Origin of the sequence: Hominenteromicrobium mulieris, assembly GCF_046197855.1 — a bacterium.
Taxonomy (GTDB): domain Bacteria; phylum Bacillota; class Clostridia; order Oscillospirales; family Acutalibacteraceae; genus Hominenteromicrobium; species Hominenteromicrobium mulieris.
In genome coordinates, this window is sequence record NZ_CP173188.1 from 2,823,134 (window position 1) to 2,844,264 (window position 21,131).

At 54.6% G+C, this 21,131-nt stretch carries 15 protein-coding genes and 1 pseudogene; 5 read left to right on the forward strand and 11 right to left on the reverse strand.

Annotated features, from left to right (window positions below; genetic code table 11):
- Positions 1-79: 79 nt before the first annotated feature.
- Genes ACI0CA_RS13995 through dusB form a run of 3 tightly spaced genes read right to left on the reverse strand, consistent with a single transcriptional unit; the run spans position 80 to position 4,500 of the window.
- Positions 80-895, reverse strand: a complete 816-nt coding sequence (locus tag ACI0CA_RS13995) for a putative RNA methyltransferase (RefSeq protein WP_417110284.1) — start codon at positions 893-895, stop codon at positions 80-82.
- Positions 896-901: 6 nt separating this feature from the next.
- Entirely contained in the window at positions 902-3,496 is a 2,595-nt protein-coding gene (gene polA, locus ACI0CA_RS14000) for a DNA polymerase I (RefSeq protein ID WP_308448594.1), read from the reverse strand.
- A gap of 17 nt (positions 3,497-3,513) precedes the next feature.
- Positions 3,514-4,500, reverse strand: a complete 987-nt coding sequence (gene dusB, locus ACI0CA_RS14005) for a tRNA dihydrouridine synthase DusB (protein ID WP_308448593.1) — start codon at positions 4,498-4,500, stop codon at positions 3,514-3,516.
- A 457-nt stretch (positions 4,501-4,957) separates the two neighbouring features.
- Here dusB and ACI0CA_RS14010 point away from each other — a divergent pair, with 457 nt between their 5' ends.
- The 3 genes from ACI0CA_RS14010 (at position 4,958) to ACI0CA_RS14020 (ending at position 10,141) form a co-directional block, all read left to right on the forward strand.
- A complete protein-coding gene (locus tag ACI0CA_RS14010) occupies positions 4,958-7,507 on the forward strand; it encodes a YfhO family protein (protein WP_417422892.1) in 2,550 nt (849 codons plus the stop codon).
- On the forward strand, positions 7,497-8,489 hold the full coding sequence (locus ACI0CA_RS14015) for a glycosyltransferase family 2 protein (RefSeq protein WP_176819707.1): 993 nt from the start codon (positions 7,497-7,499) through the stop codon (positions 8,487-8,489). The genes ACI0CA_RS14010 and ACI0CA_RS14015 overlap by 11 nt, the downstream gene beginning before the upstream one ends.
- A 92-nt stretch (positions 8,490-8,581) precedes the next feature.
- Positions 8,582-10,141 (forward strand): glycosyltransferase family 39 protein, encoded by a 1,560-nt coding sequence (locus ACI0CA_RS14020; protein ID WP_412264192.1) that lies wholly within the window; start codon positions 8,582-8,584, stop codon positions 10,139-10,141.
- A gap of 86 nt (positions 10,142-10,227) precedes the next feature.
- Here ACI0CA_RS14020 and fucO read toward each other — a convergent pair whose 3' ends face one another.
- The 5 genes from fucO to rhaB all read right to left on the reverse strand — a co-directional run bounded on the left by fucO (position 10,228) and on the right by rhaB (position 16,208).
- Positions 10,228-11,376: a lactaldehyde reductase gene (fucO, locus tag ACI0CA_RS14025; RefSeq protein WP_412264194.1), complete on the reverse strand. Its 1,149-nt coding sequence runs from the start codon at positions 11,374-11,376 to the stop codon at positions 10,228-10,230.
- A 93-nt stretch (positions 11,377-11,469) separates the two neighbouring features.
- Positions 11,470-12,291, reverse strand: a complete 822-nt coding sequence (gene rhaD, locus ACI0CA_RS14030; RefSeq protein WP_446806705.1) for a rhamnulose-1-phosphate aldolase — start codon at positions 12,289-12,291, stop codon at positions 11,470-11,472.
- Between the two features lie 14 nt (positions 12,292-12,305).
- Positions 12,306-13,580 (reverse strand): L-rhamnose isomerase, encoded by a 1,275-nt coding sequence (locus ACI0CA_RS14035; protein ID WP_410482290.1) that lies wholly within the window; start codon positions 13,578-13,580, stop codon positions 12,306-12,308.
- Positions 13,577-14,773: a bifunctional phosphopantothenoylcysteine decarboxylase/phosphopantothenate--cysteine ligase CoaBC gene (coaBC, locus tag ACI0CA_RS14040; protein WP_446806704.1), complete on the reverse strand. Its 1,197-nt coding sequence runs from the start codon at positions 14,771-14,773 to the stop codon at positions 13,577-13,579. The genes ACI0CA_RS14035 and coaBC overlap by 4 nt, the downstream gene beginning before the upstream one ends.
- Before the next feature lie 46 nt (positions 14,774-14,819).
- A complete protein-coding gene (gene rhaB / locus ACI0CA_RS14045; RefSeq protein WP_446806703.1) occupies positions 14,820-16,208 on the reverse strand; it encodes a rhamnulokinase in 1,389 nt (462 codons plus the stop codon).
- Between the two features lie 261 nt (positions 16,209-16,469).
- On the opposite strand from rhaB, the pseudogene ACI0CA_RS14050 reads away from it, so the two are divergent.
- Positions 16,470-17,983: pseudogene (locus ACI0CA_RS14050) on the forward strand (alpha-N-arabinofuranosidase).
- A 125-nt stretch (positions 17,984-18,108) separates the two neighbouring features.
- Here ACI0CA_RS14050 and ACI0CA_RS14055 read toward each other — a convergent pair.
- From ACI0CA_RS14055 to ACI0CA_RS14065, 3 genes are read right to left on the reverse strand one after another with little or no spacing between them, the layout of a single operon-like run.
- Positions 18,109-19,071, reverse strand: coding sequence for an AraC family transcriptional regulator (locus ACI0CA_RS14055; protein WP_308448585.1), 963 nt, complete (start codon positions 19,069-19,071; stop codon positions 18,109-18,111).
- The gene (locus ACI0CA_RS14060) at positions 19,072-19,719 is read right to left on the reverse strand and encodes a hypothetical protein (protein ID WP_417073309.1); all 648 of its coding nucleotides are present in this window, start codon (positions 19,717-19,719) and stop codon (positions 19,072-19,074) included.
- Positions 19,716-20,486, reverse strand: a complete 771-nt coding sequence (locus tag ACI0CA_RS14065; RefSeq protein WP_308448583.1) for an exodeoxyribonuclease III — start codon at positions 20,484-20,486, stop codon at positions 19,716-19,718. Before ACI0CA_RS14065 ends, ACI0CA_RS14060 begins: the two co-directional genes overlap by 4 nt.
- 96 nt (positions 20,487-20,582) lie before the next feature.
- Here ACI0CA_RS14065 and ACI0CA_RS14070 point away from each other — a divergent pair, with 96 nt between their 5' ends.
- The gene (locus ACI0CA_RS14070) at positions 20,583-21,110 is read left to right on the forward strand and encodes a peptidylprolyl isomerase (protein ID WP_308448582.1); all 528 of its coding nucleotides are present in this window, start codon (positions 20,583-20,585) and stop codon (positions 21,108-21,110) included.
- Positions 21,111-21,131 lie beyond the last annotated feature (21 nt).

Sequence of the window (21,131 nt, forward strand, 5' to 3'; positions counted from 1 at the left end):
TTAATTTTCAATGAATGACAACAAAACAACAACAATAAACAACATTGTGCCGCACAAAGCTGCTGAAAGGCGCACCCGCCTACTTCTTCCTGTAAACCAGAAAGTCAAATTTAATCTCGGTCCCGAGCACATCGAGCGCGCGCAGACGCTCGCCGCCCTCTACGTCCGTCTTCCAGTAGTACGGCGTCATGGAGAACAGCGCTTCAATGTTCTCCTGCCCGTTCACCGTGATAAACTTTTGCACACACGCACGGCCGAGGTATTCAAACCCGTCGTAGGCCGTGTCGTGCTCTTCGTTCTCATACGGCTCTTTGTATAAAACCTCTTTCATGCCGTACAGATGTCGCGCACCCGGCACCGCAAGGATCATCACGCCGCCCGGCTTCAGTACCCTAAAAAACTCCTCCGGCACAATAGGCGCAAAAACGTCCGTCAGCACATCTGCACTGTTTTCCGCACACGGCAAGTGAAATAAACTCGCCACCGCGAAATCGATGCCCTTATATTTGCCCGCAGCCGCTTTCACCGCGAATTTCGAGATGTCCACGCCGGAAACCGAACCGTTTTTCGCTTTGGCTTTTTCATATAAAGCCGAAGTGTAAAAGCCCTCGCCGCAGCCTGCGTCCAAAACAACGCCGTTCTCGGGCAGATATTTGTCCGTCAGCTCCGCCAGTTTGTCACGGAACGCATCGTAGTAGCCGCCGCTCAAAAACACGCGGCGCGCGTCCACCATCTGCTTTGTGTCGCCGGGAATCTTCGCGTGCATCTGCTTTACGGGCAGAAGATGCACATACCCCTGGCGCGCAATATCATAAGAATGTCCGTTTGCGCAGCGCAGCGCGCGGTCCTCTCTTTCCAACGCGCTGCCGCATGCGGGACAGCAAAATATCATCATAAACCCTTAGCCCTTCGCCTGATACCAGCTCTTACCGCTTCCGGCCTCTGCCAGCATCGGCACGCTCAGCTGCACCGCGTTTGCCATTTCTTCTTCCAGAATTTTCTTCACCGTGTCGCTTTCCGCTTCCGGGCACTCCACAATGAGTTCGTCATGCACTTGCAAAATCAGCTTTGCATCGAGCTTTTCGGCTTTCAAACGGTTGCGCACGTGCACCATCGCAATCTTGATGATGTCCGCCGCCGTGCCCTGAATCGGCATGTTGCGCGCCACACGTTCACCGAACGCACGCATGTTGAAATTGGAGCTTGCAAGCTCCGGCAGATAGCGTCTGCGGCCGAACAGCGTCTCCACATAGCCGTTTTTCTTCGCTTCCTCCACCACGCGTTCCATATAGTCTGCAACGCCCTTATAATTGCGCAGGTAATCGTGAATGTAGTCCTCGGCCTCGCGGCGGGAAACACCGATATCCTTTGAAAGCGAGAACGCGCCGATGCCGTACACAATGCCGAAATTGACCGCTTTCGCACGGCTGCGCATCTGCGGGGTCACAAGGTCTTCGGGCATATCGAACACACGCGCCGCCGTCATAGTGTGGATATCGCGCCCAAGTCGGAAATCCTCCTGCATCTGCGTGTCGTTTGCCACGTGCGCCAATACGCGCAGTTCAATCTGCGAATAGTCGGCGTCCACAAGCACATTTCCCTCTTTTGCGATGAAGAACCGGCGGAATTCACGCCCAAGCGGCGTGCGCACCGGGATGTTCTGCAAATTCGGCTCAGTCGAGGAAATACGCCCCGTGCGCGTTTCAGTCTGGTTGAAGCTCGAGTGAATGCGCCCGTCCGCCGTGATGGCTTTCAGCAAGCCCTCGCAGTACGTGGAACGCAGCTTCGTCAGCGTGCGGTAGCGCAAAACCTTATCGACCGCCGGGTGCACACCGCGCAGACCCTCCAGCACATCTGCGTTTGTGGAGTATCCCTTTTTCGTCTTTTTGCCGTGCGGCAGTCCGAGCTTTACGAACAGCGCTTCGCCCAGCTGCACCGGGGAGTTGATGTTGAATTCGTACCCCACGTCTTCATAAATTTCTTTCTGCAATGCGTCCACCTGCTCAGAAAGCACCTCGCCGTAGGTTTTTATGGCCTCGCGGTCAACAAGGAAGCCGCTTTCCTCCATCTCGCCCAAAACCAAAGCAAGCGGAATTTCAATGTTCTCCAATAATTCGTGCTGGCCGTTTTCGTCGATGCCCTTTTGCAGCGCCGCACAAACAGCGGGCAGCACAGCCGCCGCCTGCACGTTCGCGTCCTCATATGCGGGCACGGCAATGCCGTATTCCGCCGCCAAACGCAGCACACCGTAATCGGAGCCCGAGGGGTTCAAAAGATACGCCGCAAGCTCCGTGTCCATCACAGCGTTTTCAAGGGAAGTCCTCAAATGCAGCGCCGTGCGGTGCAGCTTTTTCAACGCAAACGTGTACTTTTTCGTCACCTTACTGCCGAGGAACGCCTTCAAAAACGCGTCGTCCGCATCCACGACCGCAATCGCCGGCTTGCCCGCGTCGAACTTACCGTTAAACACAAGCTGCTTTAATTCGTCGTTTTCAAACACCGGCACAAAGTACGCCGCCCCCTCGTCCTCACACCGGCCGAGCACCGCTGCGCCGTCTTTATAATTCTTCACGGGCAGCAAAGCCGTTTCTTCGGCCTGTGCGCTGTTCGCCGTCGGCGCCGCGCCGGGGGTCAGGTGCAGGCGTTCCATCAGCTTAAAGAGCTCCAGCCGCGTCATGAGCTGCGCCGCAGCTGCGGGGTCGCCCTCGCCGGGAATATAATGCGCAAGCTCCGTATCAATCGGCGCATTACGGCGGATGGTACCGAGGTCGTAGCTCAAAAACGCGTTGTCTTTGGAATTGATCAGCTTCGTTCTCATGCCGGACTTGATGTCCAGCTCATCTAAATTGTCGTAAATATACTGCAAAGAGCCGAACTTGCGGATCAGCTCGCCCGCACCCTTTTCGCCGATGCCCGCAACGCCCGGAATATTATCCGAGGTATCGCCCTGAATGGCCTTGATGTCGATGAGCTGCTTCGGTTCCACGCCGTACGTCTCTTTGATATACGCCTCATCACACAGCGTCACGGCAGACTGACCGAATTTCGTCGTTGCAAGGCGCACCGTCGTTTTCGGCGAGACAAGCTGCAGGCTGTCCCGGTCGCCGGTCGCAATCATGCACGTATTGTCCGTGTTTTCGCACGTTTCCGCAAACGTGCCGAGAATATCGTCTGCTTCCCAGCCCTCGCACGTCACGATTTTATAGCCGAGGTCGCCGAGCAGTTCCTTTAAGACCGGCATCTGCGCCGCAAGCTCCGGCGGCATGCCCTTGCGCTGCGCCTTATAACCCGCATAGGCCTTGTGGCGGAATGTCGGCGCTTTCATATCGAACGCGATGGCCACCGCGTCCGGCTCCGTTTCGTCCTTCACTTTTTCCAGAATGTTCAAAAAACCGACAATACCGTTTGTAAACTCGCCGCTTTTCGTTGTCAGCAGCTTAATGCCGTAAAACGCGCGGTTTAAAATGCTGTTGCCGTCCAGTACCAAAAGCTTCACGCTGATCTTCCTTTCCGTTACGGGTCAAAAGACACGTCTTTGTTTTCTATATACACTTTCTCAAGCAATTTATCGAGGTCGCTGAGCGTTTCCAGCTCGCCCGCCATGCGCCGGAATTCCGCCGCACCGCGCAGACCGTGCATGTACCACGCCACATGCTTTCTCGCTTCGCGCATGCCGCGCCCTTCTCCCTTTGCGGCGCACAGCGCATCTATATGCTTTTTAATGACCACAATGCGCTCCGCAAGCGTCGGTGGCGGCATAATACGCAGACCGCTGCTGAAATAGCCGTTGATCTCCCTGAAAATCCATGGATTACCGAGCGCCCCGCGCCCGATCATCACCATGTCGCACCCGGTTTCGCTCATCATACGCACGGCGTCCTGCACGCATTTTACGTCGCCGTTGCCGATGACGGGTACCTTAACGGCTTCCTTCACCTGACGGATAATATCCCAATCCGCCGGCGGCTCATACATCTGTGTGCGCGTTCTGCCGTGCACGCAAATGGCGTCCACGCCCGCGTCTTCGCAATATTTTGCAACCTCCACCGCGTTCACGCTGTTTTCGTCCCAGCCCTTACGAATTTTCACCGTCACGGGCAGGTCGACCGCATTTTTCACGGCGCGGACAATGTCCCCACACAGCGGCGGCTTTTTCATTAGGGCGCTGCCGCAGTTATTGCCCGCAATTTTCGGCACGGGGCAACCCATATTGATATCAATAACATCCGGCCCGGCCGCTGCGGCGCGCTTTGCGGCAGATGCAAAGATGAGCGGGTCGTCACCGAACATCTGGATGGCGACGGGATGTTCCTTTTCGCCAAGCGTGATGAGCTCCTGCGTTTTTTTATAGTTATACTGCAGCGCCCTCGTCGAGACCATTTCCGTCACACAGTACGCTGCGCCGAACGAGCAGCAAAGCTCGCGAAACGGCCGATCGGTCGCGCCCGCCATCGGCGCCAGCGCCGCCACACCGTTTAAAGTCAGATTTCCGATTTTCATTTTTATATCCTTCTGATTTTTCTGTATTTTTAATTTTACTTATATTATAATACCGAACTGCCCCGCACATTTCAATAAAAATTCCTTAAAAATTAGAATTTGCCTTTAATCTACCCTTTATTTGTGTTATACTGAGCTTAAATATAGATGCGGGGAATCTCTCTTTTAAAAAGGCGTTACACGCCTTTCGGGAGACCCCCTAATTGGGTCTCCCGCGCAAAAACAGTCCACCGGACTGTTTGATAGCAATGCGAAGCATTGGTTTCTCCCAGTCCTGATTTTTGGGAGGCAAAAAAGTTTTCGTCGTCTGCGGACGACGACTCTGGGCTTCACCCCGAGACCCCACGACCGAACCGCAGGTTCGGTTTGACCTTCATTTGAAAAAAGGTCGATCAAAAACTTTTAACCACGCTTACAAGAAACCTCATTCTAAATTCACATACAGGAGGACATTCACTTGGATACCTCAAAATCTTATGTGCGCGATGGTCGCATCCAGCAAAAGCCGCGCGGCAATTATTTTCTCTTCTCCTTCCTTTTCGGCCTCGCTCTGGCCTTTGTCATCTTTGTGCCGTTCATGATCGTAGACGGCGGCCGCTTTCTGTTCTACGGCGATTTCAATGTGCAGCAGGTGCCGTTCTACCGCATCGCGCACGATGCCATTCGTTCCGGCAACATCGGCTGGAATCATTTAACAGACCTCGGCGTCAATTTCATCGGTTCCTATTCGTTCTACCTGCTCGGCAGCCCGTTCTTCTGGCTCACCATTCCGTTCCCGGGCGAGTGGCTGCAATACCTCATGGGCCCGCTGTTCATCTTAAAGTTCGGCTGCGCCTCCCTCTCCGGCTACATTTATCTGCACCGCTATGCAAAGAACCCCAACACGGCGCTCTTAGCGTCTCTCTTATACGCGTTCTCGGGATACTCGATCTACAATATTTTCTTCAATCATTTCCACGAAGCCATCATCGTATTCCCTTTGCTCTTAGCCGCGCTCGATGAATACATGTACACAAAGCGCCGCGGCATTTTTGCGCTCATGGTCGCCGCCGCGTGCATCGTGAATTATTATTTCTTCGTCGGCATGGTGACATTCACGGTCATCTACTTCTTTGTGCGTCTGCTCTCCGGCAGCTGGCACATCACGGTCAAAGATTTCCTCCTGCTCGCACTCGAAGCCGTGCTCGGCCTCGGCATCGCGTGCATTCTGCTTGTGCCAAGCGTTCTGTGCATCATTCAAAACTACCGCGTTTCCAATCCCATCAGCGGTTGGAGCGCCCTGCTTTATGACCGAAACCAGCGCTACATTCACATTTTGCAGTGTCTCTTCTTCCCGCCGGATCTTCCCGCACGCCCGAACTTCACCCCGGATTCCGAATCCAAATGGGCGTCCCTCGGCGCGTGGCTGCCCATGTTCAGCATGACCGGCGTCATCGGCTGGATGCAGCTGAAGCGCCGCCACTGGCTGAAAAAGATGCTCTACGTCCTGTTCTTCATGGCATTCATTCCCGGTCTCAACGCTTTGTTCCAGCTCATGAACGCGTCGTATTACGCACGCTGGTTCTATATGCTCACGCTCATGATGGCCGCCGCCACCATGATGGCGCTCGAAAACCCGCGTGTTGATTGGCGCCGCTCCTTAAAGTGGACAACGCTCATCACGCTCGCCATGACGCTCGTCATCGGCCTCATGCCCACACTCACCAAAACGGACGGCGAGATTACCGATGTCACGTTCGGTCTCGAAAAATACCCCACGCGCTTCTGGACATACGCCGCCATTGCGCTCCTCTCACTTGCACTTGTCGGCTTTGTTCTTGCATTTTATAACCGCGGCTCCCGCCCGTTCTACCGCGCTGCGTCCGTCTGCCTCAGCATCACCATCGTGCTGTATTCTGTTTTCTTCATCGCGCTCGGCAAAACACAGTCGGATTACACTTATGACCACATCATCCCCTACGCCTTAAACGGCGGCGCGGATGTCGCCATAGACGACCTGCGCGATGACAACGTCCGCACAGATTTCTACGAAAGCCTCGATAACTCCGCCATGTTCTGGGAGGTACAGTCCATTCAGGCGTTCCACAGCATCGTCCCCGGCTCGCTCATGGAGTTCTACGATTCCATCGGCGTGCAGCGCGATGTCGCTTCCCGCCCGGATACCACCCACTACGGCCTGCGTGGACTGACAAGCGTCAAGTATCTTTTTGACGACGATCACGATACCGAGTATTTCGCCGGCGAAGACTACGCCGACCCCGCTATGCCGGGCTGGATGTACTACGGCAACACAAACGGCTTCGACATTTGGGAAAACGAATATTACATTCCCATGGGCTTCACGTACGACAGCTACGTCACCGAAAAGGATTACGAAAACACAAGCGAAAGCTACCGCGAGCTTTTGATGCTCAAGGGCATTGTCCTCACCGATAAGCAGGTTTCAAAATGGGGCGATATGCTTTCTCCGCTCGATACAAGCAAACTCTCCTACACCAAAGAAACCTACAAAACAGATTGCGAAAACCGCGCAAAGCTCACCTGCGATACCTTTGAATATACAAATACCGGCTTTAACGCCACCATCTCAGCAAGCCGCGACGTGCCCGTGTTCTTCAGCATCCCGTACGAAGACGGCTGGTCGGCCTACGTCAACGGCGAAAAGGTCGATATCGAAAAGGTGAACGTCGGCTTCATGGCCATCCGCGTCAACGCCGGCACCAATGTCAAGATCGAGTTCAAATACCGCACGCCCGGCCTGTTCCTCGGCGTAGCAATCACCGTCGTGTGCGTGCTTCTGCTCGCACTGTATATGGTACTCATGCGCACGATCTTCAAAGAAGTCCCCGTGCCGCTCGCCCGCCACAATATGGTGCTGCGCCAGCTCTCCCACTATGCAAAAAAGCACGGCGCGCATTTTGAAAACAGCGGGATTATTCACATAAAACCGCGCAGTCAAACCGACCGCGCTTTGGAAAAGAAAGAAGGTTTTGATAATGACGACTGAACGTAATATTCCGGTCTTGTACCTCGTCATTCCTTGCTACAACGAGGAAGCCGTGCTGCCGGAGACCACCAAGCGTCTGACCGAAAAAATGCACACCATGATCCGCGCCGAGCAGGTCGATCCCGAAAGCCGCATTCTCTATGTCGATGACGGCAGCAAGGATAAAACCTGGGCGATTATCTCCGAATATGCTGAAGCGATTCCCTATGTGGACGGCGTAAAGCTCGCGCACAACCGCGGCCACCAAAACGCCCTGCTCGCCGGCCTCATGACCGCCATGCCGCTGTGCGACTGCGCCATCAGCATGGATGCCGACCTGCAGGATGACATTAACGTCATCGACCGCTTCGTCGAAAAATATATGGAGGGCTGCGACGTCGTCTACGGCGTGCGCAACAAGCGCGAGACCGATACGTTCTTCAAGCGCACCACCGCAGAGGGCTTTTATAAATTCATGAAGATTCTCGGCGTAGACGTCGTCTTCAATCATGCCGATTACCGCCTGATGAGCCGTCGCGCGCTCGAGGGCCTTTCCGAGTATAAGGAAGTCAACCTGTTTCTGCGCGGCATCGTGCCGCTCATCGGCTTTAAAAGCGACTATGTCTATTATGACCGCGCCGAGCGTTTCGCGGGCGAATCCAAATACCCCTTAAAAAAGATGATCTCCTTCGCGCTCGACGGCATCACGTCGTTCAGCGTAAAGCCCTTAAAGCTCATCTCCAACCTCGGCATTCTCATCTCCGTCCTCAGCATCTTCGGCCTCCTGTACGCGCTCATCTCGCACCTGTGCGGCGTCACCGTCGCGGGCTGGACAGCCATCGTCGCGTCCATCTGGCTGCTCGGCGGTCTGCAAATGCTCTGCCTCGGCGTCGTCGGCGGCTACATCGGCAAAATTTACAGCGAAGTCAAGCAGCGCCCCCGCTTTCTCATCGAAACCCACCTCAAAGCCGAACCGGAAGAAAAGGTCTTGGACGAACACTGATACGCTAACCAAACCGGATCCCGAATTGTCTCAGCAGTTCGGGATTTCTTTTCCCGCTGCTCACGGCATGTTGAGTTTAAGAGGTACATTTTATGAAAAAATTCGCTTTCGGAGCTTCCAAATTTTTCCTCGGCTCCGTTTTCGGCTGCGTTTTTGTATTGCTCCTGTTTTTTACGCAATGTACATACGCCAAAAAGCAGACATTTCTGCTCTCAAACATCGCTCTGCTTCTGTTCGGCATCCCCCTTTTTGTGCTGTTTCTGTCCCTTGACCGCCTGCAACAGGTCAAGCTTTCGTGGCATCGTCCGACCGTATCGTCCGATGTGCTCATATACTGTCTGTGTCTGCTTTTATTTTCCGCACAGCTCTATATTTCCTATAACATTTATTTCGAAACCGGTTGGGACGCGGGCCTCCTTACAGAAAACGCCCGCAATCTGATGCACAAGCAGTCGGTCGATATCCGCTATTTTTCCAACTATCCCAATAATCTGCTGTACTTTTTCTTCGAGCTGTTCGTCTTCAAGCTGAATAAATATTTCAGCATTTTCTCCGATACACAGCAGGCTTTGTGCGTCATCACCGTCAACTGCGCACTCAATACGCTTTCCTGTCTGCTCGTTTATAAAACCGCCGCGCAGCTCACACGAAAGCTATACGCTTTTTTCGGCTTTTTTCTCGCGGTACTCAGCTTTGGGCTTTCCCCGTGGAACGTCATCTGCTACACAGACGCTTTAGGGCTGATTTTCCCTATCCTTACACTCTATGTATTCATCCGTCCGGCAAAATACAAATGGCTCTCCTATGTGCTTTCCGCCATCATCGGCACACTCGGGTATTTTATCAAGCCGCAGTGTTTTATTTTGCTTATCGCCGTTTTTTTGATTGAAGGTATTTACGCACTGTCCGAAAAGCACCTGTTAAAACCGCTTCTGCTCTCACTTTTGACAGTCGCCATCACCTTTTTCGCCGTTAAAGCCGGTACAGATTTTCTGTGTTCCCACTATCACATTCAGCTCGATAACGAGCAAAGCTTCGGCATTGCACATTTCTGGATGATGGGTCTTAACCCGGAAAAAAAAGGTGTCTATTCCGCCGAAGACGTTCGCTATTCCCGTTCTTTTGTCACCGCTTCCGAGCGCACGCAGGCAAATATCGCCGTCGGCAAACAGCGTTTACAGGAAATGGGCTTTTTCGGCACGCTCAAACAGCTCGCGCAAAAAATGCTCACGCTCTATAATGACGGCACATTCGCATGGGGAAAAGAGGGACATTTCCTTCAAACCGTTTTTGATCCGCCCAATACAAAAGCCGCGCCCTTCCTCCGCAGCATCTACTACCCCGACGGCAGCCGCTACTTGTATTTCGCAACCTTCGAGCAATTCATTTGGCTCATGATCTTGCTGCTTGGCGCCGCCGGTCTGTTCAGCAGCTTCAGTCATAAGCACGCAAAAACCTTAAATATCCTGTGGCTCACTTGGATCGGTCTCACCGTCTTTGAGCTCCTGTTTGAAGTACGCGCCCGTTATTTATACACCAACGTTCCGCTTTTCTGCGTGCTTGCAGCCGTCGGCATCGAAAATATCCGCCGCCTGTTCTGCCGCATCACCGAAAAGCTCTCTGCGCGTCTTCCCGCAAAAAAATCCGTATAACCCCATAACGCACAAGACCCCCGCTCCCGGAAATCTCCGAAAGCGGGGGTCTCTATGTTTATTCGGTTACCTTAGGCAAAAAACGATTACATCAAGCTTCTGTACAGCTCGGCAATCTCCTCAACGGAGGTGTCGCGCGGGTTGCCCGGGCAGCAAGCGTCTGCAAATGCGCTTTCTGCGAGGAACTGTACGTCCTCTTCCTTCAGGATGCCCTTCAGGTTTTCCGGAATACCCACATCTTCACTCAGCTTCTTCACAGCCGCAATCGTTGCATCGGCAGCCTCTTCGGCGGTCATCGCGTCAATGCCCTCAACGCCCATGGCCTTGCCTACTGCGCGATAACGCTCGCCTGCAACGGACTTGTTGTACTCAAGGCCGGTCGGCAGAATGATGGCGCAAGCCACGCCGTGCGGGGTGTCATACAGAGCGGAGAGACCGTGTGCCATGGAGTGTACGATGCCGAGGCCGACATTCGAGAAGCCCATGCCTGCAATGTACTGACCGAGTGCCATGCCCTCTCTGCCGGCTTCGGTGTTCTGCACCGCGCCGCGCAGGTTCTCGGAAATCAGGCGAATGGCTTCAAGGTGGAACATATCGGAAATGGTGCAGGCGCCCTTCGTGATGTAGCCCTCAATGGCGTGGGTCAAAGCGTCCATACCGGTCGCAGCGGTCAGACCCTTCGGCATGGAGGACATCATATCCGGGTCAACAACCGCGATCTCCGGGATGTCGTTCGTGTCTACGCAGACGAACTTTCTCTTCTTTTCCACGTCGGTGATAACGTAGTTGATTGTCACTTCCGCAGCGGTACCGGCAGTGGTCGGCACAGCAATGGTGAACACCGCGTGCTTCTTCGTCGGCGCAACGCCCTCCAGAGAGCGAACGTCTGCGAACTCCGGGTTCTCAATGATGATGCCGATGGCCTTTGCGGTATCCATGGAGGAGCCGCCGCCAATGGTCACGATGCAGTCTGCGCCGGAAACCTTGAAGGCCTCAACGCCGTGCTGTACGTTCTCAATCGTCGGGTTCGGCTTGATCTCGCTGTAAACGGAATACGGGAAGCCGACCTTGTCCAGAAGATCCGTCACCTTCTGCGTAACGCCGAACTTCAAAAGGTCCGGGTCCGAGCAAACAAAAGCTTTTTTGTAGCCGCGCGCCTGAAGCTCCTCCGGAATCTTCTCAATCGCGCCCTTGCCGTGATAAGAAATTGTGTTCAATACGATTCTGCTGACCATAAAAAACATCTCCTAATCCCCAATACGGGAAATTTTTAACTAAGTTAATTATACACCTGTCCGCACAGATTGTTTGTAACGAAATTGTAAATATCAGTTCAAAAATTCTTCGTTCAGTTCCACGCCGAATTCCTTCGCAATGGCTCTCAAATTGTCGTCTGTAATGGTCTGGCGAATTTTACCGCCGCCCGCCGTAATAGCAAGCATATAAATTTGCGCCGCCTTCTCGATCGTGTGCATGAGGCCAAACGTAATATCGTAATCCGGTCCGGAAACGAACAAGCCGTGGTGCGCCCAAACGGCCGCGTCATATTTTTTCATCAGCTCGCTCGTCGCCATCGCAATGTCTGCGCCGCCCGGCACCATCCACGGCACCACACCCACGCCGCCGGGGAACACCACCGGGCACTCCGTGGCGCTCTGCCATAAAGCACGCGTAAAGTCGCGCGCCGTCAGCGGCATGATGTACGTCATCGCAATGAGATTCGGCGTGTGCGCGTGGTAAATGACACGGTAAGCGCCGTTCGTCGCCGCCTTGCGCACACTGTGGTTCATAAAGTGGCTCGGGAATTCGCTCGTCGGGCGCGCGCCGTTCTCAAGACCCCACACAATGCGCCAGCTGTCGCCCGCATCGTTGATCTCTACAATACCGATGTTGTGCTCCGGGTCATCCTGCACATTGCGCAAAAACTTGCCGCTGCCCGTCGTGATGAAATATTCGCCCTTTAAGTTATCTGCCTGCACGCCCATGCTGTTCCACTCGCGCGGCGCGGTGAAAAACGGACGGCACTGCTCCACTTCCTCCAGCTTCATGCGGTAGGTCAGGTTGCCGCCGTTTCGCTCGTGCCAGCCCTGCTCCCAGCCGTCCGTGCACATGCGGATAAAACCGCGTACTGCGGGAATTTCCGTCATCATTTTTATATACCTCCTCAGCGCTTTAAAAGCACTTCGTTTTCGTATTTTTTAATTTCAGAAAGCCACGCCATGTCGTCTGCGGGGACATTCTGCTCCTTGCAGTATTCCGCCCAAACATCGCCGAACGGCATCGTTTTCAACTCCTCCGCGCGGATCATCAAAGACGTGAAATCCTGCTCGTTCTGCAGCTTCGTCAGCTCCTCCGTCGGCTGCAACAGCGCGAACAACAGCGCCTTCTGTACATTGCGGAAGCCCGTCACCCACGCGCCGATGCGGTTGATGGACGCGTCAAAGTAATCGAGCGCAATCTTAACACGACCCGAAAGCCCGCCGCAGCGCACGATCTCCTTCGCAATCTCCTTTGTCTCGTCGTCAAACAGCACCACGTGGTCGCTGTCCCAGCGCACGCCGCGCGTGATGTGCAGCGCAATCTCCGGGAAGAACGTCAGCATCGCCGGAATTTTATCGGATACGACCTCCGTCGGGTGGTAGTGGCCGTTATCGAGCAGCGGGATGCACTTATCTTTATTCATCGCCGCATAGCTCAGCGCAAATTCCGCACTGCCCACCGTGTACGCCTCCACACCGATACCGAACACCTTCGATTCCACACACGGCTTTACAAGGTTAAAATCGTACGGCTCAGAGAGAATCTCGTCGAGAGACTCTTTATACAGCATGCGCGGCGTCATGCGGTCGGCGGGAATATCTTTCAGTCCGTCGCCCGTCCAGATGTTCATGATGCACGGCTGACCGAGCTCCTCCGCCAGATACTGCGAAATGCGGATACACGCCTTGCCGTGCTCCACCCAGAATTTGCGCGTCTCCGGGTTCGGGCTCGAGAGCGTCAGCGGGTCGCACTTCGGGTGCGAAAAATACGTCGGGTTAAAGTCACATCCCAGCCCGCGCTCCTTGCAGAACTTCACCCACGGCGCAAAGTGCTTCGGCTCCAGCTTATCTCTGTCCACCCAGCCGCCGTTTTCTTCGGTAAAGATTGCGTAGCTCGCGTGTAAATTCAGCTTCTTCGTGCCGGGGCAAAGGCGCAGCACCTCGTCGATGTCCGCCATCAGCTCCTCCGGCGTGCGCGCACGGCCGGGGTAGTTGCCCGTCGTCTGAATGCCGCCCGTCAGCGGGGCATTCGGGTCGCCGTCAAAGCCGCGCACGTCGTCGCCTTGCCAGCAGTGCAGAGAGACCGGCACGCTTTTCAGCGTGTTGATGGCAGCGTCGGCGTCCACACCGCGCTCGGCATAGCGCTTTTTTGCCGCCTCATACTGTGTCATATCGTTCATCCTTTCCTAAGCGTATTGATTTTTGTTAAAATGCGGTCTGCCGTCTCGTCTTTTGAGAGCATCGGCAACTCCTCTGTTTCGTCTTTTGTCAGCAGCGTCACCACGTTCGTATCGCCCGCAAAGCCCGCACCCTTCGTGCGCAGGCTGTTCGCCGCGATCATATCGAGGTTCTTGCGCTCGAGCTTTCCACGCGCGTTTTCAATGAGATTTTCGGTCTCCATCGCAAAGCCGCAGAGGAACTGCCCCGCGGGCTTGTGCGCGCCGAGGTACGCCAGAATGTCCTGCGTGCGCTCAAGCTCAATGCTCATGCCGCCGTCGCGCTTTTTGATTTTCTCCTCGGCGACCGTTTTCGGGCGGTAATCCGCCACCGCCGCCGCTTTGATAATGACGTCCATCTTCGGCGCACGGCTCGTCACCGCGTTGAACATGTCTTCCGCAGATTCCGCTTTCACCACCGTCACAAACGGAGGCGGTTCCACGGTCATGTTCGCGCAGACGAGCGTCACGTCCGCACCGCGCATCGCCGCGCGGCGTGCAAGCGCGCAGCCCATTTTACCCGTCGAATGGTTCGTGATGAACCGCACAGGGTCGATCTTCTCCGCCGTTGCGCCCGCCGTCACGAGGATTTTCTGCCCCGCAAGATCTTTCTCCGCACCGATCGTCTGCATGATCCAGTCAAACAGCGTTTTTTCGGAAGGCATTTTCCCCGCGCCTATATCACCGCAAGCCAAATACCCGCTGTCCGGCTCGATCACCGTGTACCCGAAGCGTCTCAGTTTTGCAAGATTATCCTGCACAATGGGGTTCAAGAACATATTCGTGTTCATCGCAGGCGAAATCAAAATCGGGCAGCGGCACGCCATCACGGTCGTCGTCAGCATGTCGTCCGCAATGCCGTTCGCAATTTTGCCGATGACATTCGCGCTCGCGGGGGCGATGAGCACAATGTCCGCGCGCTTTGCCAGCGCAACGTGCTCCACGCTGTACTGGAAATTGCGGTCGAACGTATCGATGAGGCACTTGTTGCCCGTCAAGGTCTCAAATGTAATGGGGTTGATAAAATTCGTGGCGTTCTGCGTCATCAGCACCGTAATATCCGCGTGCTGCTTTTTCAGCATACTCGCAAGCCCCGCAATTTTGTACGCCGCAATGCTGCCCGTCACGCCCAGTAAAACCGTTTTACCTTTCAGCATTTTATCGTCCTTTCCGTTTGGTTTTTACTCTATTATAATACACTTTTCAGGGTTCGTAAATTTTAATTTCAAAGCTGTCCCGTATCACGTCGCGCGCCTGCTGTACGCTCGCAAGCTCGCCGTCCGCAATCATCTGCACGATGAGATTACCGATGGCCGTGCCCTCTGTCGGACCCGCATACACAGGAAGCCCGCAGGCCTTCGCCGTGAGTTTATTCAAATATTCGTCCCGACTGCCGCCGCCGACGATATTTAAACTCGTATATACTTTGCCCGTCAGCTTTTCAAGTGCCTTTATCGTCTCGGCGTAGCTTTCCGCCAGACTGTGGTATACACAGGAGAGCATCTCCGGCACCGTCGGTTCTTTGAATCCTTGCTTCATAAGCTCGTTTTTCACCGCCGCACACATGTTTTTCGGCGCCAAAAAGCACTCTGCGTTCACGTCCACACGGCCCTTATAATCCGCCGCGCTCTGCGCAAGCTCCGTCAACTTATCAAAGCTGTTCTCGTCGCCAAGCTCATGCCGCATATTCTGCAGCATCCAAAGGCCCATAATGTTTTTCAAATACCGATAGCGGTACTCATACCCGCCCTCGTTCGTAAAATTCTGCGCACGGCTCTCGTCGTTCGTCACCGGCGCTTTCAGCTCCACGCCAATAAGGCTCCACGTGCCGCTCGAAAGGAACACCGCGTTCTCATCCTTCGCCGGCACCGCCAAAAACGCGGAAGCCGTGTCGTGCGAAGCCGCAAGCCGCACCGTCAAATCAAAGCCGACCTTCTCCTTCACGCGCTCCGTCAGCCCGCCGAGCGCTTCACCCGGCTTGTGCAGCTCGCCGAAGATTTTCTCCGGCAAACCCACCCGCGCTATGATCTCCTTGTCCCATGTCTTATGTTCTGCCGAGACCATCGCCGTCGTGCTCGCATTTGTGTATTCGTTCACGGCCACGCCCGAAAGCCTGTATGCCAGATAGTCCGGGATCATCAAAAGCTTTTCGGCCTTTTCAAATACATCCGGCATTTCTTTTTTCTGCGCCGCCAGCTGATACACCGTGTTGAACTTCTGCATCTGAATGCCCGTTCTTCCGTACAGCCACGCAAACGGCACCGTTTTTTCCAGCTCGTCCGGCACCGTCTCCGTGCGGCTGTCGCGGTACGCCACCGCCGGGCAGATGCGTTCTCCGTTTTTACCGAGCAAAACATAATCCACTGCCCACGTGTCCACCGCCACGCTCTCGGGCGCAGGCTCACACGCCGCAATGCCGTCTATCACTTCGCTTTCAAGGCGGTCAATGTCCCAGCACAAATGGCCGTTTTGGTCTTCCGCCCCGTTTTTAAAACGGTAGATTTCTTTCAGCTTCAGTTTTCCGTCCTCGAGCCACCCCAAAATGTGCCGCCCGCTTGAAGCCCCAATGTCCACCGCCAAATACGTTTTCATATAAGCCCTCCGTTTTTTCGTTTACAGCAATAGTATAGCAGGAACCGTGTCCAAAAATAAGGACGTTGTTTTCACTTAAAACTATCTTTATTTTAACTTTTCTGCCGCACAAAATTTTCTCCCGCCAAACTGCACAAATCCGCGCTTCACTTTTCGGCACACAGCAAAAGAATTCCGCCGAAATAGGTTGACAATCCAAGGCTTTCAAGCTAAAATGAACACATAAATTGTACATACAACTTCTGAGGAGAGATCAGGTCTATGGCAAAACAGGCAAAACTCACCATTGAAAAGGATTTCCAAATTTCTAAAATCGATAAGCGCATCTACGGCTCATTCATCGAGCACCTCGGCCGTGCAGTATACGGCGGCATCTGGCAGCCGGGCCACCCCACTGCCGATGAAGACGGCTTCCGCCGCGACGTACTCGACCTCGTGCGCGAGCTGCAAGTGCCGATCGTCCGTTACCCCGGCGGCAACTTCGTCTCCAATTTCTACTGGGAAGACAGCGTAGGCCCCGTAGAAGACCGCCCGAAGCGTCTTGAGCTTGCATGGCGCAGCACAGAGCCGAACTATATCGGCATCAACGAGTTCGCAAAGTGGGCGAAAAAAGCCGACACGCAGATCATGCAGGCCGTCAACCTCGGCACACGCGGCATTGAAGCAGCGTGCAACCTGCTCGAATACTGCAACCACCCGTCCGGCACCAAATACAGCGACCTGCGCGTCAAGCACGGTGTCAAAGACCCGCACAACATCAAGGTCTGGTGCCTCGGCAACGAAATGGACGGCCCGTGGCAAACCGGCCACAAGACCGCCGACGAATACGGCCACCTTGCCGATGAGACCGCCAAAGCCATGAAGCAGATCGATCCATCCATCGAGCTCGTGCTCTGCGGCAGCTCCAATACGGGCATGCCCACATTCCCGGAGTGGGAAAACACCGCGCTTTCCTGGGCGTATGACAGTGTCGATTACATCTCTCTGCACCAGTACTACGGAAACCGCTTCAACGATACCGCAAACTTCCTCGCCCAGAGCGACGACATGGATCACTTCATCCGTCCGTCATCGCCACGTGCGATTTCGTCAAGGCGAAGAAGCGCGCAAAGAAAAACATCAACCTCAGCTTCGACGAATGGAACGTCTGGTTCCACGCCGATGCCTCCGATGCCGACACCATGAAGAACCGCCCGTGGCAGATCGCGCCGCACCTGCTCGAAGACCACTACGATTTTGAAGACGCCCTGCTCGTCGGCCTCATGCTCATCACGCTGATGAAGCACTCCGACCGCGTAAAAATGGCGTGCATGGCACAGCTCGTCAACGTCATCGCGCCCATCATGACCGAAGAAAACGGCCCCGTATGGTGCCAGACGATTTATTATCCGCTGCTCCACGCCTCCAAATACGGCCGCGGCATTGCGCTCCAGCCGGTGCTCACCTCCACAAAGCACGATACCATCGATTTCACCGATGTCACCGACGTCGAGTCCATCGCCGTGTGGAACGACGAAAAGGACGAAGTTACCGTCTTCGCCGTCAACCGCAGCCTGACGGATGACATCGTCCTCGACCTCGACCTGCGCTCCTTCGGCGATTACCGCCTCGCAGAGCACATCGTCCTTGAAAACCCGGATATGAAGGCCGTCAACACCGCCGAGCACAGCGCCGTCATCCCGAAGCTCCATACGGACAGAACCGAAAAAGACGGCAATTTCTATAAAGCGAACCTCACGAAAACCTCGTGGAATGTTTTGAGATTCGTGAAGTAAACCGAGCTTCCGAAAAGCGTAGTTAAAAGTTTCGCCCGCCTTTTCAAAGGCGGCAAGTTCTTAGAAATAAAGCAACGCCGCACCCTCGTTTTCCTCATCGAGCGTGCGGCGTTATTTTATGCGTACTAACCTCTCTGCCTCAACCGATACTCCCTTGGTGTCACGCCGTACATTTCCGAAAACGCCCTGTAAAAATAGCTTGTATTCTCATACCCCACCGCCATGATAATATCGCTCACGGAAAGCTTCGTGCCGGAAAGCAGCGCCGCCGCTTTCTCCATTCGCTTGCGCCGCAAAAGCGATTTAAACGTGAACCCCGTCGTGCTGTGTACCGCCGCGCTGAGGTACGAAATCGTCACACCGTACTTTTCCGCAATGTCCGTCAAGCTCGCCGTGCGGTAATTTTCTTCAATCTCCCGCAGCGCCGTCATCACAAGTGCGCTGTGATCGCCCTCGTTTTCGCTCGCCGCCAGCTTATCCGTGCAGTTCAAAAGCTCCAAAAACAGCAGCGCCATCGTGTTCTGCGTAATGCGTCTGCGGTTTTTCGTGTCGTTCACAAGCGTCCAAACGAGGTTTTCAACGAGATTCTGCACCGGCAGCACATCCGCAACTCTAAACAGTAAAAAATCCGAGCCCCCCGCGCGGCTGATGCTGTTCGCGATGAACCGCCCAAGCGCGTTGTCCGCGCCGATGCGCTCCAGCGCCGTATCAAAGAACTGCGGCAGCACAATAAAATTCACCGCAATGTCCTCATATTCCGCACGTTCTATCTCATGCGAAGCGCCGCGCCCCAAAAACAGCAGCTCGCCCGCATGTACGGTGATGGGCTCGCCGCCGTTGATGCGGTGCACCGTCTTGCCGGAGCACATGTACATGATTTCAATATAGCTGTGCGCGTGTCTGGGGAACGGTGCAAACCGCGTGTGCGCGCGCACGGAGATGAGCCGCCCGCGCTCCAAAAGCTTCTCGCTGTCCACCGTAAACACCGCCCGCGCCGTGTACGCCGCCTTGTCCACCGCGCCGCCGTCCAAAATGCGCTGTTCCTCCGGCGTGATGACCCGTAGCCTGCGCATGAGTTCCTCGGTCATTTAGAGGATCAGCTCGCTTTCGTAGTATTTTTCCTGAAAATCGAGAATTTTCAGGATTTCCTCCGCCGTGTAAACGCCGGTCTTTTCCGCCGCCACCCACTTGTCTTCCACGTCGTTAAAGCGATGCACCACTGCGATCACCACGCCGTCAAAGGTTTTAAACGGCTCCGTCGGACCCAAAATGTACACGTCCTGCTCGGCGTTATCCCCCGCCATCACGCCCGGCACATAGCCGTAGTTCACGGGGTAGATCATCTCCGGGTAGCGCGGGTGCGCAGAGCCAAGCGGCCTGTCCGTCACGCAGTGTACGGGCTTTCCGAGCACATTTTTGTAATCCTCCCGCGTCCTGTGCAGCGCATTTAGGCGCGCATCTTCTTTTTCCCGCCACGCTTCGCGGGTAAGCTTCTCTCCGTCCACCGTAATCTCTTTCACGCCGTTGTTTTCAAAAAACATCACCGCAGCGCTTTCCACCGCTTCCGCACGCTCGGTGGAAAATTCACCGAAGTCCGTCACGACTTCCACCGTATCACCCTTTTCGGTGCAGATCACCGTGCCGTATTCGTTTTTATATTTCTTGTGTACCGCGCGCCAGCCGTTCGCCAAAGGCATCATCAAAAGCGTCGGTGTCTTTTTCTCCTTAAAAATCATGCGTTTTCCTCGCTAAAATTCAAGATGAGCTCCACCGGGCAATGGTCGCTGCCCATCACGTCGGAGAGGATCTTGCTGTCCGCCAAATTCTTTTTCAGCTCCTCCGTGATGAGGAAATAGTCAATGCGCCAGCCGACGTTCTTTTCTCTTGCCTTGCCCATATACGACCACCAGGAATACGCGTCCTTTGCATCGGGGTACAATTCGCGGAACGAATCCACAAAACCCGCCGCGAGCAGTTCGGAAAACTTCCCTCTTTCTTCGTACGAAAATCCCGCGCTGCCGATATTCGGCTTTGCGTTTTTGATGTCGATGCGCCTGTGTGCCACATTCATGTCGCCGCACACAATAACCGGCTTCGTTTCGTGCAGCCTTTCGAGATACGCGCGGAACTTATCCTCAAACGCCATACGAAAATCAATGCGCACAAGCTCTTTTTGAGCGTTCGGCGTGTACACGGTCACAAGGTAAAACTCCGGGAATTCCGCGCAGATCACGCGCCCCTCGCAGTCAAACTGTTCGTCGCCGATGCCATACGTCACATTAAGCGGCTCTGTTTTTGTAAAGATCGCCGTGCCGGCATACCCTTTTTTCTCGGCGGAGTTCCAAAATTCCGTGTACCCCGCAAAATCAAAATCCGCCTGCTCGCGCTGCATTTTCGTTTCCTGCAAGCAGATAACATCGGGGTCTTCCGCCGCTAAAAAGTCATTAAAGCCCTTTGTCATGCAGGCGCGCAACCCGTTTACGTTCCAAGAAATCAACTTCAAAGCAAAATCACTTCCAATTTCAAATTAAATATGGTATACTGAATTCTACGAACGGTCTTTCTTCCCGAAAGACCTCTATGAAAGGAGTTATTCGGTATGCAGAATCCTATTGTTACTTTCGAGACCACCCGCGGCACCATCAAGGCGGAGCTTTACCCCGAGATTGCGCCGAACACGGTCAACAACTTTATTTCCCTCATTCAGAAGGGCTTTTATGACGGCACCATCTTCCACCGCGTCATCCCTGGCTTCATGATCCAGGGCGGCGACCCGGAAGGCACCGGCATGGGCGGCCCCGGCTACGGCATCAAGGGTGAGTTTGCTATGAACGGCTTCAAGAACGACCTGAAGCACACCACCGGCGTACTCTCCATGGCAAGAAGCCAGCGCCCGAACAGCGCAGGCAGCCAGTTCTTCATCATGGTCGATAACGCTCCGCATCTCGACGGCCAGTATGCCGCATTCGGCAAGGTTACCGAGGGCATCGATGTCGCACAGGCCATCGTTTCCTCCCCGCGCGATTGGTCTGACCGCCCGCGCGAAGATCAGGTCATGACGAAAGTCACCGTCGAGACCTTCGGCGTTGATTACGACGAGCCCGTCACCGGCCCCGAGCGCGGCTGATTTTAACCGCAAACGTTAAAA

Coding starts and splice junctions, on each gene's coding strand:
- ACI0CA_RS13995 (WP_417110284.1), bottom strand. CDS start 895: ATGATGATATTTTGCTGTCCCGCATGCGGCAGCGCGTTGGAAAGAGAG.
- dusB (WP_308448593.1), bottom strand. CDS start 4,500: ATGAAAATCGGAAATCTGACTTTAAACGGTGTGGCGGCGCTGGCGCCG.
- ACI0CA_RS14015 (WP_176819707.1), top strand. CDS start 7,497: ATGACGACTGAACGTAATATTCCGGTCTTGTACCTCGTCATTCCTTGC.
- ACI0CA_RS14020 (WP_412264192.1), top strand. CDS start 8,582: ATGAAAAAATTCGCTTTCGGAGCTTCCAAATTTTTCCTCGGCTCCGTT.
- fucO (WP_412264194.1), bottom strand. CDS start 11,376: ATGGTCAGCAGAATCGTATTGAACACAATTTCTTATCACGGCAAGGGC.
- rhaD (WP_446806705.1), bottom strand. CDS start 12,291: ATGATGACGGAAATTCCCGCAGTACGCGGTTTTATCCGCATGTGCACG.
- ACI0CA_RS14035 (WP_410482290.1), bottom strand. CDS start 13,580: ATGAACGATATGACACAGTATGAGGCGGCAAAAAAGCGCTATGCCGAG.
- coaBC (WP_446806704.1), bottom strand. CDS start 14,773: ATGCTGAAAGGTAAAACGGTTTTACTGGGCGTGACGGGCAGCATTGCG.
- rhaB (WP_446806703.1), bottom strand. CDS start 16,208: ATGAAAACGTATTTGGCGGTGGACATTGGGGCTTCAAGCGGGCGGCAC.
- ACI0CA_RS14055 (WP_308448585.1), bottom strand. CDS start 19,071: ATGACCGAGGAACTCATGCGCAGGCTACGGGTCATCACGCCGGAGGAA.
- ACI0CA_RS14060 (WP_417073309.1), bottom strand. CDS start 19,719: ATGATTTTTAAGGAGAAAAAGACACCGACGCTTTTGATGATGCCTTTG.
- ACI0CA_RS14070 (WP_308448582.1), top strand. CDS start 20,583: ATGCAGAATCCTATTGTTACTTTCGAGACCACCCGCGGCACCATCAAG.